General features: G+C 65.1%; 15 protein-coding genes. 10 read left to right on the top strand and 5 right to left on the bottom strand.

Going from position 1 to position 14682, the window contains the following annotated elements:
• Nucleotides 1–290: 290 nt before the first annotated feature.
• The 7 genes from VB672_RS19685 (at nt 291) to VB672_RS19715 (ending at nt 7979) form a co-directional block, all read left to right on the top strand.
• A complete protein-coding gene (locus VB672_RS19685) occupies nt 291–2384 on the top strand; it encodes a TonB-dependent receptor domain-containing protein (protein ID WP_329785905.1) in 2094 nt (697 codons plus the stop codon).
• 69 nt (nt 2385–2453) lie between these two features.
• Nucleotides 2454–3215 (top strand): siderophore-interacting protein, encoded by a 762-nt coding sequence (locus VB672_RS19690; protein WP_329785906.1) that lies wholly within the window; start codon nt 2454–2456, stop codon nt 3213–3215.
• Nucleotides 3216–3334: 119 nt separating this feature from the next.
• Nucleotides 3335–4195: a siderophore ABC transporter substrate-binding protein gene (locus VB672_RS19695; protein WP_329785946.1), complete on the top strand. Its 861-nt coding sequence runs from the start codon at nt 3335–3337 to the stop codon at nt 4193–4195.
• 106 nt (nt 4196–4301) lie between these two features.
• Nucleotides 4302–5261, top strand: a complete 960-nt coding sequence (locus VB672_RS19700; RefSeq protein WP_329785907.1) for an ABC transporter permease — start codon at nt 4302–4304, stop codon at nt 5259–5261.
• Nucleotides 5254–6216: an iron chelate uptake ABC transporter family permease subunit gene (locus tag VB672_RS19705; protein ID WP_442932123.1), complete on the top strand. Its 963-nt coding sequence runs from the start codon at nt 5254–5256 to the stop codon at nt 6214–6216. Before VB672_RS19700 ends, VB672_RS19705 begins: the two co-directional genes overlap by 8 nt.
• Nucleotides 6213–6971 carry an iron ABC transporter ATP-binding protein gene (locus VB672_RS19710; protein ID WP_329785908.1) on the top strand — a complete coding sequence of 253 codons (759 nt, stop codon included), beginning with the start codon at nt 6213–6215 and terminating at the stop codon, nt 6969–6971. Before VB672_RS19705 ends, VB672_RS19710 begins: the two co-directional genes overlap by 4 nt.
• 9 nt (nt 6972–6980) lie before the next feature.
• Entirely contained in the window at nt 6981–7979 is a 999-nt protein-coding gene (locus VB672_RS19715) for an ornithine cyclodeaminase family protein (protein ID WP_329785909.1), read from the top strand.
• A gap of 13 nt (nt 7980–7992) precedes the next feature.
• On the opposite strand, the gene VB672_RS19720 is transcribed toward VB672_RS19715, so the two are convergent.
• From VB672_RS19720 to VB672_RS19730, 3 genes are all read right to left on the bottom strand, one after another.
• A complete protein-coding gene (locus VB672_RS19720; protein ID WP_329785910.1) occupies nt 7993–8889 on the bottom strand; it encodes a DMT family transporter in 897 nt (298 codons plus the stop codon).
• A gap of 107 nt (nt 8890–8996) precedes the next feature.
• Nucleotides 8997–9890 (bottom strand): NAD-dependent epimerase/dehydratase family protein, encoded by an 894-nt coding sequence (locus tag VB672_RS19725; protein WP_329785911.1) that lies wholly within the window; start codon nt 9888–9890, stop codon nt 8997–8999.
• A gap of 320 nt (nt 9891–10210) precedes the next feature.
• Nucleotides 10211–10987, bottom strand: a complete 777-nt coding sequence (locus VB672_RS19730; RefSeq protein ID WP_329785912.1) for a hypothetical protein — start codon at nt 10985–10987, stop codon at nt 10211–10213.
• Between the two features lie 139 nt (nt 10988–11126).
• On the opposite strand from VB672_RS19730, the gene VB672_RS19735 reads away from it, so the two are divergent.
• A complete protein-coding gene (locus VB672_RS19735) occupies nt 11127–12137 on the top strand; it encodes a zinc-binding alcohol dehydrogenase family protein (protein ID WP_329785913.1) in 1011 nt (336 codons plus the stop codon).
• A 103-nt stretch (nt 12138–12240) separates the two neighbouring features.
• On the opposite strand, the gene VB672_RS19740 is transcribed toward VB672_RS19735, so the two are convergent.
• Nucleotides 12241–12897 (bottom strand): class I SAM-dependent methyltransferase, encoded by a 657-nt coding sequence (locus VB672_RS19740; RefSeq protein ID WP_329785914.1) that lies wholly within the window; start codon nt 12895–12897, stop codon nt 12241–12243.
• Between the two features lie 342 nt (nt 12898–13239).
• Here VB672_RS19740 and VB672_RS19745 point away from each other — a divergent pair, with 342 nt between their 5' ends.
• Both VB672_RS19745 and VB672_RS19750 read left to right on the top strand, forming a co-directional pair.
• Nucleotides 13240–13425 (top strand): hypothetical protein, encoded by a 186-nt coding sequence (locus VB672_RS19745; protein WP_329785915.1) that lies wholly within the window; start codon nt 13240–13242, stop codon nt 13423–13425.
• A 175-nt stretch (nt 13426–13600) separates the two neighbouring features.
• A complete protein-coding gene (locus tag VB672_RS19750; RefSeq protein WP_442932124.1) occupies nt 13601–13753 on the top strand; it encodes a DUF1127 domain-containing protein in 153 nt (50 codons plus the stop codon).
• A gap of 60 nt (nt 13754–13813) precedes the next feature.
• Here VB672_RS19750 and VB672_RS19755 read toward each other — a convergent pair whose 3' ends face one another.
• Nucleotides 13814–14434, bottom strand: coding sequence for a class I SAM-dependent methyltransferase (locus VB672_RS19755; protein ID WP_329785916.1), 621 nt, complete (start codon nt 14432–14434; stop codon nt 13814–13816).
• Nucleotides 14435–14682 lie beyond the last annotated feature (248 nt).

Here is a 14682-nt window from a genome sequence, read left to right on the forward strand (position 1 = left end):
GAAAATCTTTCAAGCTCCACGAAACAACTTTAGAGCCATTATAATTTGCGTTTTTCTGAACTCAGAATGAGTCTCAAATATAGGCGTTGACCCTGCTCTCCCGCCAAACCTAGTAGCTGCCTCATCATTCAGCGAAGTGAGGGGCTTAGAGACAGATGAGAGGGATCGAAGCATCGGTTCGGCAGAATTCCGAGACGGAAATGGCAGCCTACACGGCTAGCGCACGCTGTCTTAAGAATTCGAAATCCGCTGCGCAGAATCTGCCGCGTGCGGGACGCCGGACGAGCCAAATGATCGCCGCGCTCTTTGCCTGCACGAGCCTCTCGACCGTTTTTCTCCTCTGCCCGAGCGCGGCCATCGCGCAGGCAACCGACAATGCGGTGGCATCCGGTAACGACGATGTGATCAGCCTGGATCAGGTGGTCGTGACGGCGGCGGGCTTCGAGCAGACCGTGAAGGATGCGCCGGCCAGCATCTCCGTCATCACCCGCGAGGAGCTCGAAAAAGGCTCCTTCCGCGACCTGACGGACGCCCTGCGGGAGGTTCAGGGCGTCTCGGTCACCGGCGCTGCCAACGAGAAGGACATCTTCATCCGCGGTCTTCCGGGCACCTACACTCTGATCCTCGTCGACGGAAAGCGGCAGAGCACCCGCGATGCCCGGACCAACGGCAATTCAGGCTTCGAGCAGAGCTTCATCCCCCCGGTTACGGCGATCGAGCGGATCGAGGTCGTCCGCGGCCCGATGTCTTCCCTCTACGGCTCGGACGCCATGGGCGGCGTCATCAACATCATCACCCGCAAAGTGTCCGACCGCTGGACCGGCGCGTTCACGGCGGACGGGACCCTGCAGCAGCACGATTATTTCGGCAACTCGCTTCAGGGCTCGTTCTACACGAGCGGCCCGCTCATCCACCGCATGCTGGGCCTTCAGCTCTGGGGCCGCGGCTTCGGCCGCAATGAAGATGATTTCCTGAGCGGAATCACGGGGGCACGCGAAGGCAATGCCGGCGGGCGGCTCACTTTCACGCCCAACGAGAACCACGACATCATGCTGGAAAGCGGCTTCACGCGCATCCGCCGCAACGCCTCCAAATGGGGCACGCTCGAGCCCACCGGCAACGACACGTACAACGACAACGACCGCAAATACTGGTCATTGTCTCACGAGGGGCGCTGGGGTCCCACCACGTCGAACTTCTCCATCCAGCAGGAATGGGCGGAGCGCCGGAGCTACACGGAGAATCCGCGCACCTCGGCCTTCGCCAAGAACCCCCGTTCTCCGGAGATCCGGAACACGATTGTCGACGGCAAGTTCACGACGCCCTTCGATCTCCTCGGCAGCCACACCCTCGTGACCGGCGGCCAATGGTTCAACGCATCGTTGACCGATCAGAATCCGGGCCGTCGCACCGGCATCGACGAGACGTTCACGATCAACCAATGGGCCCTCTTCGCAGAGGACGAGTGGCGTCTGACCGACACCTTCTCGCTCACGAACGGGCTGCGCATGGATCATCACGAGATCTACGGCGCCCATTACAGCCCGCGCAGCTACGCGGTCTGGCATGCCACCGAGAACCTGACTCTGAAGGGTGGCGTCTCGACCGGCTTCCGGGCTCCTGAGATCCGCCAGATCGCGCCGGGCTACGCCTATACCACGGGCGGTGCAGGCTGCACCTATGGGCCCAACGGGACCTGCGGCGTCATCCTGGCCGATCCCAACCTCCAGGCGGAGACGAGCACGAGCTACGAAGTCGCGGCTCTCTGGGACAATCTCAACGGCTTCACGGCGAGCGCAACGTATTTCTACACCGACTTCAAGGACAAGATCAGCAACGCGCTAGTGCTGGACGATGCCGGCAATCCGGTGCGTTGGTCGGAGGACCCGAACTACCGCCTCTGGTACAACTACAACATCGACGATGCGATCATCCAGGGCGTCGAGCTGGCCGCCAGCTGGAAGGCAACGGACGAGATCTCGATCCGCGGCAGCTACACCTTCACGGATTCCGAGCAGCAGACCGGGGACTTCGCCGGCTTCCCCCTCGCCCGCACGCCCAAGCACATGGCCAATGCGCGCCTGGACTGGGTCACGCCGGTGACGGGCCTGTCCGCCTGGACCTCGGTGAACTACCACGGCTCCGAGATCGTGGGCGGCGCCCGCATCGGGACCAATGGAACGCCGGTCATCATCAACGGCGCGGCCGGACGGAAATACGACGCCTATGCCACCATGGACGCGGGCTTCACCTACAACTTCACCGACCAGCTGGCCCTGAACGCCGCCATCTACAACATCTTCGACAAGGAGATCGAGCCCACCGATTACAACACGGTGGTCGAGGGGCGCCGCCTCTGGGTGGGCATGTCCTCAACCTTCTAGTTTTCGAGAGGGGGTGGAGGCCCCTTCCCGGCCGCTTCGGCCATGCGACAGCCACGAACAGGAACAGGCATGACACACGACAGCACGCCGATCACTCAGGAGAGACCGCGCCAGCGGCCTCCGCTGAGGAGCTGGGATCTTCAGGTCGTCGACAGCTTCGACGTGGAGCCGAACATGCGCCGCGTCGTCCTGACGGCCGACGACATCGGCGATCTCACCTATAAACCGGGCCAAGCCCTCGTCCTGATGATCCCCGGGCCCGGCGGCGAGACCGGGCGGCGGGACTATACGATCCGCAGCATGGATCGTGCGGCCGGAACGATCAGCATAGATTTCGTGCTCCACGGCGATACGCCCGCCCCTACATGGGCGCGACGGGCGAAGCCCGGCGACAGACTCGAAGCGCGAGGCCCCCGCGGAGGCACCGTGCTGCGCCCGGACGCGGACTGGCATCTTCTCACGGGCGACGAAACCTGCATTCCGGCCATCGCCCACATCCTCGAGACGATACCGGCCGGAGCGAAGGCTTTCGTCTTCATCGAAGTCGATGACGGGAACGGCGAGATCGACCTGAAGACGGAGGCGGATGCGCTCGTCCGCTGGGTGCATCGCAATGGCGCACCGGCGGGCCCGAGCGAGCTGATGAACGGCATGATAACGGAGTTCGCCCTGCTTTCGGGCAAAGGCCACGCTTATATCATCGGCGAGACCAGCAACGTTCGCCGCCAGCGCCATACCCTTGTCGCACGGGGCCTTACCCGCGAGCAGATCTCATCGGAAGGCTATTGGCGCCCTGGGCGGATCGGTGGACACGACCACGTGGACGACTGAAATCGCGCAACAAGAAATACCCCCAACCGGAGAATTGATGGATGATGATTTTTACTGCCCGTTGCCCCCGCCCCCTGGCGGCTCTCGTTGCCGGAACCCTCACCCTCGGCGCCCTCACGATGGCCTCTCAGGCGCAGGACTTGAAGGTCCAGCACAGCAAGGGTGAGACCACCATCCCGGCAAAGCCCAAGAAGGTTCTCGCCCTCGACATGGCCTCCCTCGACACGCTGAACACGCTCGGCGTCGAGGTTGCAGGCGTTCCGACGGCACGGTTCCCGGACTATCTGGCGAAGTACGGTTCGGACAAATACCAGAAGGTCGGCACCCTGTTTGAGCCGGATTACGAGGCCGTCAACGCGACCGAGCCGGACCTGATCATCGTGGGCGGCCGCTCCAGCGCGAAATACGACGACATAGCGAAGATCGCCCCCACCATCGATCTCACGGTCGACCCGAAGGACTTCATGGGCAGCGTGAAGCGCAACGTCCGGCTTCTCGGCAAGATCTTCGACAAGCAGGCCGAGGCCGACGCGCAGCTCGCAAAGCTCGAAACTTCCATGGCTGCTTTGCGCCAGGAGACCGCCAAGGCCGGCAAGGGCCTGCTCGTGCTGACGACCGGCGGCAAGATGAGCGCCTACGGGCCGGGTTCTCGCTTCGGGATCCTGCACGGCGAGTTCGGGGTCGTGCCCGCCGTCGAGGGGCTCGCCACCACCAATCACGGCCAGGCCGTGACGGCGGAGTTCATTCTCACGACCAATCCGGACTGGCTGTTCGTGATCGACCGGGACGTGGTCGCAGGTCGTGGCGGCGGCAGTGCGGCCAAGAAGGTGCTGGACAACGAGCTTGTGGCCAAGACCACCGCCTGGTCAAAGGGTCAGGTCGTCTACCTCGATCCGGTCAACTGGTACCTGGTCGGCGGCGGGCTCACGGCCCTGCAGGCCAGCGTCGACCAGATTGCCAAGGCGGTCGCGAAGAAGTAAGCCGCTTCGATCCAGATCATCATCGAACGCGGATCGCCCCCTGGACGATCCGCTTTTGCATGTGAAACCCCAGGCCGGACATGGCCCGCCTGAAGCCCGAGCGACCGTGAGATCCCTCCCCCTTGCCCTGGCGGCCGTGATCATCCTGGCCCTGATCAGCCTGCTGATCGGAGCCGGCGATCTGTCTCTCGCCGATCTCTTCCGCCAGGAGGGGGATCGCGCCGCCCAGATCCTCGTGGTGTCCCGCATTCCAAGGACCGTCGCCCTGGTCCTGGCCGGCATGGCCATGGCGGTGGCCGGACTGATCATGCAGATGCTGACCCAGAACCGGTTCGTCGAGCCGTCCACGGCGGGTACGGTCGAGTCGGCCTCTCTCGGCCTTCTCGTCGTGACGCTGTTCGCACCCGATGCCCCGGTCATCGGGAAAATGCTCGTGGCGGCAGCCTTCGCTCTCGCCGGAACGGCCCTGTTCCTGCGCATCCTCCGCCTCGTGCCCCTGCGCTCCATCCTGACCGTGCCGTTGGTCGGCATCATGCTCGGCGGCATTATCAGCGCGATCACCACGTTCTTCGCCTACCGGTTCGACCTCATGCAATCCCTGAACGCCTGGACGACAGGCGACTTCTCCGGGGTTCTGCGCGGACGCTACGAGCTGTTGTGGGTGACCTTCGTCCTGACCCTTCTGGCCTACGGGGCGGCCGACCGCCTCACCCTCGCCGGCATGGGACGCGACTTCGCCACCAATCTGGGCCTGCATTACCGCAGCATCGTGTCCTTCGGCCTCGTCATCGTGTCCATGGTCACGGCGACCGTCGTCGTCACTGTGGGCATGATGCCGTTCCTCGGCCTGATCGTGCCGAACGTGGCGAGCATGCTGATCGGCGACAACATGCGTCACACCCTCCCCTGGGTGGCCGTGCTGGGCGCCGGCCTCGTGCTGGCCTGCGACGTGGTCGGGCGCGTGGTGTATTACCCCTACGAGATTCCCATCGGAACGATCATGGGGATCATCGGCAGCGCCCTCTTCCTGGTCCTTCTGCTCAAGGGACGGCAGCGCCTTGCGTAAGAAAGACCTGCGACCGATCTGCGTGCTCCTGATCCTCGCGGCCGTCGCGGCCGCGGTGATCGTCCTGTTCATGACGCTCGATGCCAAGGGTCGATGGGACTTCATCCTCCCCTTCCGCGGCATGAAGGTCCTGTCCATGGTCCTGGTCGCCTATGCGGTCGCGGTCTCGACCGTGCTGTTCCAGACGGTGAGCCACAACCGGATCCTGACGCCCTCGATCATGGGCTTCGATGCCCTCTATGTCCTGATCCAGACCGGCCTGATCTTCACCATGGGCTCGGCCGGTCTCACGGCCCTCGACGCGCGCCTGCTGTTCGGGATCGAGGTCGCCGCGATGGTGGCGTTCTCCAGCCTGCTCTACCGCTGGCTCTTCTCGGGCAGCAGCCGGAGCCTTCACCTGCTCCTTCTCGTCGGCATCGTGTTCGGCGTGCTGTTTCGCAGCCTGTCCGGCTTCATGCAGCGGATCATCGACCCCAACGAGTTCGTGGTGCTGCAGGACCGGCTGTTTGCGAATTTCAACAGCGTCGACGCCAACCTGCTTGCCATTTCCACGGCTGCGGTCGTCGCCGTATCGATCGTCGCATGGCGGCTGACGCCTGCTTACGACGTGCTGGCCCTGGGCCGCGAGGCTGCCATCAATTTGGGCGTCGACCACAGCCGGGTGACGACTGTCGTGCTCATCCTGGTGGCGATCCTCGTCTCCGTGTCCACGGCCCTGGTGGGACCGGTGACCTTCTTCGGTCTCCTCGTGGCCAATCTCGCGTATCAGATCGCGGGCACGCACAAGCATCGCTTCATCCTGCCTGTCGCAAGCCTGCTCGCCATCATCTGCATCGTCGGCGGCCAGCTCGTCCTCGAACGGGTCTTCGCCTTCGACACGGCGCTCAGCATCGTCATCGAATTCTTGGGCGGGATCGTCTTCCTGGCCCTCCTGATCAGAGGAACGGCCCGTTGATCGAGATCTCCAAACTCAGCAAGGCCTATGGCGACGCCATCGTGGTGCGCGACGTATCGCTCATACTGCCGAGGCGCGGCGTCACCTCCATCATCGGCCCGAACGGCGCGGGAAAGTCGACGCTTCTGTCGATGATCAGCCGCCTCCTGCCCATGACGGCTGGAACCGTGACGGTCGACGGGCTCGACGTCACGCAGACGCCGTCCGACATCCTGGCCAAGCGGCTGTCCATCCTGCGGCAGGACAATCGAGTCTCGTCCCGTCTCACGGTCCGGGATCTGGTCGAGTTCGGGCGCTATCCCTATTCCAAGGGCCGCCTCACCCCGGAAGACCGCGCCCACGCGGCCCGGGCGATCGGATACCTCGATCTCGAGCCGCTGGCCGACCGCTTCCTCGACGAATTGTCCGGCGGCCAGCGCCAGCGGGCCTATGTGGCCATGGTGCTGTGCCAGGACACCGAATACGTGCTCTTCGACGAGCCCCTGAACAACCTCGACATGAAGCACGCGGTGGGCATGATGAAGCTGCTGCGCCGGGCTGCCGACGACCTGGGCAAGACGATCGTCCTCGTGCTCCACGACATCAACTTCGCCTCCTGCTATTCGGACTATCTCGTCGCCATGCGCGACGGCACTGTCGTGCATCACGGGACACCGGCCGAAATCATGACCGGCCCCGTCATCCGCGCCGTCTACGACATGGATGTCGAAATCCAGGAGATTCGCGGCTATAGGATCTCGAACTATTATCTGTGAGTTCACGACATGATCGTCCTCTCCGACCGGGATCTCCGCTCGCTGCTTTCGATGACGGATGCCATCGAAATCGTCGAAAAGGCGATGATCGCCGTCTCCGCCGGCGCGGCCAACCTGCCGCTGCGTTCGGTCGTCGACGTCGGAGAACCCAACAGGATGGGCGTCATGCCGGGTGCGTTCATGCCGGGCAACGGCTTGGTCGAGGCATGCTTCGGCGTGAAGCTGGTGAGCCTGTTTCCCGGCAATCCCGATGCAGGGTACTCGTCGCACCAGGGAGCGATCGTCCTCTTCGAGCCGGAGCACGGCTCGGCCATCGCCATGATGAATGCGGGCCTCCTGACCGCCATCCGCACGGCCGCCGCCAGCGCGGTGGCGACGCGGGCGCTCGCCCGGCCGGATTGCGGCACGCTCGCGCTGGTGGGAGCCGGCGAGCAGGCCGAGCATCACCTTGAGGCCATGCTCTGCGTGCGGCCATCGATTCGGGAGGTCCGGGTGGCCGGGCGCCGGCGCGAGAAGGCCGAGGCCTTCGCGTCCCATGCCGCGGCACGCCGTCCCAGTCTGGCCATCAGCGTGTTCGACGACGTCCGCTCCGCCGTCGAGGGCGCCGACCTCGTCTGCACGGTCACCTCTTCGGCGGAGCCGATCCTGATGGGCGAATGGGTGGCACCGGGTGCGCATCTGAACGTGGTCGGGGCCTCCATCCCGTCGAAGCGCGAGATCGACGAGGAGATGGTGGCGCGCTCGCGGCTTTACGTGGATTACCGCCCCTCCACCTTCGCTCAGGCCGGCGAGGTCATCCGCGCCATCGAGAGCGGCCGCATCGGCCCGGAGCACGTGCGGGCCGAGATCGGCGAGGTTCTCTCCGGCAAGGCGGAAGGTCGGGAGACGGCCGGCGAGATCACGCTCTACCGCTCGCTCGGCGTCGCCGCCCAGGATCTCGCCTGCGCGACCCACTGCGTTCATGAGGCGAGAGCCCGGGGCGTCGGCGTCGAGGCATCGCTCGATTGAGCGGGGGCGCCCGCTACCGCTGACGATCCCACACGAGGGCCGCCAGAGGCATCACGTGGTTGCGCCTCAGGGTGATGATCAGAACGCCGCAGAGCGCGATCCCCGTGCCGATCGCCATACGCAGATCGAAATGATCGCCCGTGATGAGAAGCCCGAGGGTCACGGTCATCAGCGGGTTCATGATGGTCAGGGGCGCGATCAGGTTGGCGGGGTATTTCCCGATAAGCCCGTAATAGATGGTGTGGGCCACGAGGGAGACGATCAGGGCCGAGAACAGCAGGGCCGCCAGGAAGGACCACCCGGCCTCCACGGCCTTGGGAAACTGGTCGGCTTCGAGGCCGGCCGAGAGGAAGGTCAGCGGCAGCACGGAGGCAAGACCGATCCAGGCTTGAAACCGCAGCGGCTTGACTCCCTCCATCTGCTTCATCAACACGGCCGCCAGCGAGCCTGCCGCCGCGGAGCCCAGAATGAGAGCGAGCCCGGCGGAGATGGGAAAGCCCCCCGCAGGATCCCACATCACGAGCACGCCGCCGATGAATGTCAGCGCGATGCCCAAGCCCCGCCTCCAGTAGACCTTCTCTCCGAGCATGGCGACCGACAGGAGGGTCGTGATCGGCAGGCCGAGCTGCGATACGATGGCGGCGCTCGACGGGCTCGCCGTCCTGATGCCTAAGAAGAACAGGGCAAAGCCGCCGCCTCCCATCAGGAACCCGACCATGAGGATGCGCCAGGTCGGCCGCGGCATGGGCAGAAGCCAGGGCAGCGCCAGCAAGGCGACGATCCCGTAGCGGATCGCCGCGTAGAACAGCGGCGGGATCGCCATGTCGGAGACGACGATCTTGCTCACCACCGTATGGGCCGCCCACAGAAAGCAGACGAGGATCATCAGGGAAAAATCACGCAGGGCCATGGTGCTGGATAACCCGGCTCTGCAAGGTGCCACAAATGCCGGGTCGGAAGGGCTGCCATGCTCCGGCCGGTCCGGAACAATCTGTCAAATGCCTTCCACGACCAGACTTAGGCGACATGATCCCAGATGTCGTCTTGCGGCTCGTAGCCGATGAGCCGGCGGGTGGTCTCGACATCCCAGGGCATGCCGCGGTTCGCCGACATGCCGTTGACCACGATGCCGGGTTGCGGCCAGGCTTCCGTATCCGCGAGAAGCGCCCGCTCCATGACGGCCGTGAAGTCCCGGTTCGACAGCCACATGTTGCGGAACCACCGCAGATCGCGCTCCGTGTCCGGGCCGGTACTCGTCTCCTCGCCCGGCAGGCCGGACGTGTTGATCGTCTCCGGCCTGTTCTCTCCCGGCTGGCACCAGCCGATCCGGACGCAGATTGCGGTCAGCGCGCCGCGCGACCGATGCGCCTCGGCCAGGCAGGCGCGCTCACCCATCAGCTTGGATGCCGCATAGGCCGTGCCTTGGAGCATCTCCCTGCCGTTGAACCAGCGGGTTCCCGGCCCCGGCGCGAGGGAGGTCGTCAAGCCGCCAGGCGTCAGGCTGTCGGCCAGGGGCGCGTCCTTGTACTGCCCCATCACGTGGTTGGACGAGGCGAACACGATCCGCTGCAGGCCCGCCCGACCGGCCGCTCCCAGCAGGGCTAGGGTCATGTCGAAGGACGCGCAGGCATCGCTCCACGCCGCATCGGGATACGGGTTCTGGGCTGCGAAATGCACCGCCGCACCGATCCCGGCCAAGGCCCCGTGCCATTGCACGTCGGAGGGATCCGCAAGGTTCCCGGCAACCCATTGCACCCGATCCTCAGATATCGGCGAGGCGGGGATCGCGCGATCGAGCGCCACGATCCGCTCGCACCAATCCTGTGCCAGGAGATGCGCCATCAGCTTGCGGCCAAGATTGCCTCCCGCGCCTGTGATGAGAACCGATCGAACCGGCTTGTGGGAAGTCATGATCGAACTGGCGCTCCAAAGATAACGTGCGCCTTCTTAGCTAGAGCATTGTTCGACGCGGAAAACCGGCCCGATCGCGGATGGTGGACCGATCTGCAACGGTCATGAAAAAGCCCAGGCTCCGGGGCGAACGGGCGGGATGCCTCCGCATCTCCTGCCGCGCCTGCTACGGGCCTGGGCTGATAGGGTCCAGTCGGGCACCTGCATCGTCAGGCAGGCGCAGGAACGGTCCATGCCGGAGTACATCCGTCCTGGCACGGACTCATCGACGCTGGCGGTGACGCCCGCCGCTGTCGAAGTCCACAACAATGTCCGCTGGGTCAGCCTGATATGGGGATCGAAATCCGATCCGCAAGGGGGGCGGCTAACTCTTCTTCCTGAGGTAGATCGGGCGACAGAATCCGCCGCCTGGCCCGGCCGGCGGACTCTTCGGCGCATTTCTCCAGGTGGGCCGTCTTGTTGATCACCTGGAGGTTCGGAGCGCCCCAGAAGGCGAGCAGTTCGGGCCAGGGTTTCGACCGGTGCTCGGACCAGACGGCGAAGAGCGGGACGCGGTGGTCCACTTCCGCGGTCCTGAGCAGGCGGCGCCCGCTCGTCGCGCAGCGCCGCTGCTGGCGCAGCTTGAGGGCCCTGAGGTGATCCGGCGGGGCCGTCCAGAGCTGCCAGGCCACGACGCAGGCTGCGTGCCATGTGGCGTTCCGGTTCGGCTTGCCGTCGCCCCAGAGATCCCGGTGCCAGCCCAGCCGATAGACCGCTTGCCCGCAGACGCAGCAATGCCCCGGCCCACGGGCGAAGGCCGCCTCCCGGTAGGGAGCCGGCGGGACGCGGAAGGACATCGGCAGACCGGATTCCTTGTCCGAACCAAGACGCCACTGCCAGCCGGCCGGCTGCCCGCTTTTGGCAGCCAGCGCCCGCGCGAGCCGGTCCGCCAGGAGCGGGCGATGGCGCCAGTAGGATTCCACGGCGCGGCGCTGCGTCGGCGGGATCAGCGGCTGCCGCAGGGCATGAGACAGGACGCAGGGCGGAAAGAGAGCCGAGAGACGCTTCTCGAGCCGGGCACGCGCCTTCTGGTTCTTCTCGTCTCGCCAGGTGGACATCCGGATCAGCCGCCTCGTGTGAATCGCCACGTCGTCTGTAGCGGCAAGACGCCCGCAGGTGAACATCGGCATTGCGCTTTGCCGCCCTCGCCATAAGCTCACAGGACACGAACCGAGGCATCCGTTGGGAGAGACGCCGATGAAAGCCCTTCGCTGCGACGAGCCTGGCCGTCTGAGCGTGATCCAGCGGGACGTTCCGAGGGCCGGCCCGGGCGAGGTGCTGGTGCGCATCCGGCGGGTCGGGATCTGCGGGACCGATTATCACATCTTCCAGGGCAACCAGCCCTATCTCGAATACCCGAGGGTGATCGGCCATGAGCTCGCGGGCGAGATCGCCGAGGCGCCGAGCTGCAGCGCGTTCAAGACCGGCGACATCGTCTGCATCGAACCCTATCTCTCTTGCGGCACGTGCCGCGCGTGCCGCCAGGGCAAGACGAATTGCTGCCAGCGTCTGCAGGTGCTGGGAGTTCACCGGGACGGCGGCGCCTGCGAATACATCGCCGTGCCCGAACACAATATCGTGCCGGCGACGGGCCTGAGCCTGGACGAGGCGGCCATGGTCGAGTTCCTGGCGATCGGCGCCCATGGCGTCCGGCGCTCAGGCGCCGGTCCGGTAAGCCGCGTCGCCGTCGTGGGCGCCGGGCCGATCGGGATTGCGGCGTCGATCTTCGCGAAGGCGCGCGGTGCCGAGATTTCCGTCCTCGACATGAACGCCCGTCGGCTGGCCTTCTGCCGGGACGAGATCGGCGTCGACCATGTGGTCGAGGTGTCGTCGGACGTCGACGAGCGCCTCAAGGCGATCACGGACGGCGATTTCTTCGACATCGTCATCGACGCTACCGGGAGCCCGAAGGCGATGATGAAGGGCTTTTCCTATGTGGGCCACGGCGGCACCTACGTGCTCCTGTCGATCGTGCGCGCCGACATCACGTTCAACGACCCGGAATTCCACAAGCGCGAGACGTCCCTGCTCGGCAGCCGCAACGCCACGCGGGAGGATTTCGAGACCGTACTCGACCTCATGCGCGGCGGCGGAGTGCCGACCGCCGCGCTGGCAAGCCACCGCGGCGGTCTCGACGACGCGCCGGGTCTCATTCCGGTGTGGTCGGCGCCCGAGGCCGGCGTGATCAAGGCGCTGGTCGAGATCTAGTGCGGCGGAGCATGCCACTCGGCCTCGCGGCTCGCTTCCGGCACTGTCCCACGGGAACCCCGCCGAGGATCCGCCAAAGCCGCAAGTGGTCTCGAAGCAAGCCCTATTTGAAGATCCGGCATTTCGGCTCTTCGAACTCGAAGGGGAATTTGCCCTCGGCGGCGAAGAAGCTGTCGAAGGCCTGCTTCACGCCGGGCCAGTGCGGGTAGTCGTCGCCGATGAGCACGCCGCCCGGCCGGACCATCGGCCACCATTCGCGCAGATCCGACGTGACGGCGTGGACGTCGTGGCCGCCGTCGATGTGGACCACGTCCGGCCGCACATCGTTGTGCCGCAGGACATGCGCCGCGTTCACCGAGTCGAGCGGCAGGGGCAGGACGTAGTCCTGCAGCCCCTCGCCGACGATATTGGCCGCGAAGGTGTGGTAGAGCGCGGGAAAGCCATTGACGAAGTTCAGATGTGCGAACCATTCGTCGTTGTTCCAGTGATCCCAGGCGCCAAGCCAGGTGTCGATGGCAATCACGACCCCGTCGTGGTTCATCTCCTTCATCCTGGACGCGAGCGACATAACGGAGCCGCCTTTCCAGACGCCGATCTCGACCACCACCGATGGCCGCAGCGCCTCGATGGCTTCCGTCAGATAGGGATGCTGCGAGCCCCAGCCCTGGTGATCCTGCCGGTACAGACGGCCAGGATAGTTGAGGAACGGATCCTGGCCGCGCCACATCCTGCTCACCAGCGCCTCACGGACTTTCGTCATTCTCGGCCTCGCTCAGAATGGATGGGCAGGCTGCCTGCTATGCCGGATCAACAGCGTTCCCGGCGATATGGTTCAGGAGGCGCCCCTCGGGTCGCCGTGGACAGACACATAGTTCGTCAGGGGCCGACCACGTTCAGATGCTCCGCGAGCGCGTCTGCTCATTTCACAGGCAATCTGCTGCAGAACCGGGCGCTGAGCGCATAGCAATAAATCCTTTACCAATGTGGCATGCGATCAATGCATATGTCGCATTCCAACAATCCATCTGTTGCGGCGCACAAAACACGTCATATTACCTAGACCAAAGTATAAGACCGGTTGAGCCGGACCAGGACAGACCCGATGAGCACGTTGCAGATCAGCACCCCGATTGCCTTGCAGAGCCCAGCCACCGCCAGCCGTCCGGCACCCGTGCTGCGGATTCTTCGTGCCGTGGTCGATGCCTTCGCCCAGACCAACCGCCGGAGAGCCGAGCGCGAGATCGCCCGGGTCGCCCGGCGCTACGGCATCGCGGCCGACCGCATCTGAGTCCTGCACAACCCCGACAAGCCTTCAGGAGACCGTCATGATCATCGTCAGCTTCCTCCGCCTCTTCCGCAGCATCCTGTCCGAAGCCCGCCAGATGCAGCGCGAGGCCGCCCGCCGTCACCCCCACCTCGATTGGTGATCCGAAACACCGGATCCCGCTGAAGGAGATACACCCATGATCACGTCCATGATCCTCGCCCGCCTCGCCTCCTGGCGCCGCTATCGCCAGACCTTCCGCGAGCTTGCGGCGCTCAATGACCGCGAACTGGCCGATCTTGGTCTCGGCCGCCGCGACATCCGCACCGTCGCCCGCGAGGCCGCCCGGTAAGGTCCCGACGGGCGAACGGTTCAGCGGATCGCACGAAGCGTTCGAGATTTCACGCAGGCCTTAGGCGGCCTCGGCGACGCCTTGGCATAGAAAGCCGACGGGCCGCGGCGCGCCGTCGAGATAGTAGTGCTCGATGCGGCGGATCGTGAATCCCGCATCGTCGAGAAGCCGTTGAACGGGACGGGTCAGGTTGCAACCCACGGCGAGCTTGCGCCAGATCGGGTTGAGCCGGTGCTGCCAGGTCGCCACGCCGGCATCGCTCGACAGGCCGTGCTCCAGGAACAGCACCCGTCCGTTCGGCTTCAGCACGCGCCGCACCTCGCGCAGGGCCTGCGCCGGATCCTCGACCGAGCACAGGGTATAGGTGATCACCGCCGTATCGATGATGCCGTCCGCGAGAGGCAGAGACTCGGCAGGAGCCCGGATGACCTCCAGAGGAACCGGTGAGTGACGGCGGCGCTCGCGTCCCAAGTCCAGAAACTCCGCGATGGGATCGACCCCGATCACGCGCGTCACGCGGGACGGGTCGTAGAGCGGGAGGTTCAGTCCCGGACCGATTCCGATCTCCAGCACTACGCCGGAGGCCTGCGGTACGACCTTTTCGCGCTCGGCCGTGATGCCTTCCATCGAACACAGGCAGCTGACGAAGCGCGGGCCGATATGACGTGCGTAGAACCCCATGCCGAGGTCTCCCGTTTGATGTTTGGAAAAGTCGCCCCCTTTCCTATCCATAAGCTCTGCCGGGCCTGCGATCTGTGAGCCAGCGCACGCGGTCTCGCTTGTGTGAACGGATGCCCACGGGCGCCACGTTCTTTCGAATGCCGCACATTCGATTATCCCTAATTTAACCAAGGCGTCGTTTAATCGGCTCTCGTGAAGATATTGCTTCACGCATGAAGGCCCCGAGTGCTCCGGCGTCCGATTTCCGC

This window comes from Microvirga sp. CF3016 (assembly GCF_036314085.1).
Lineage (GTDB): Bacteria > Pseudomonadota > Alphaproteobacteria > Rhizobiales > Beijerinckiaceae > Microvirga.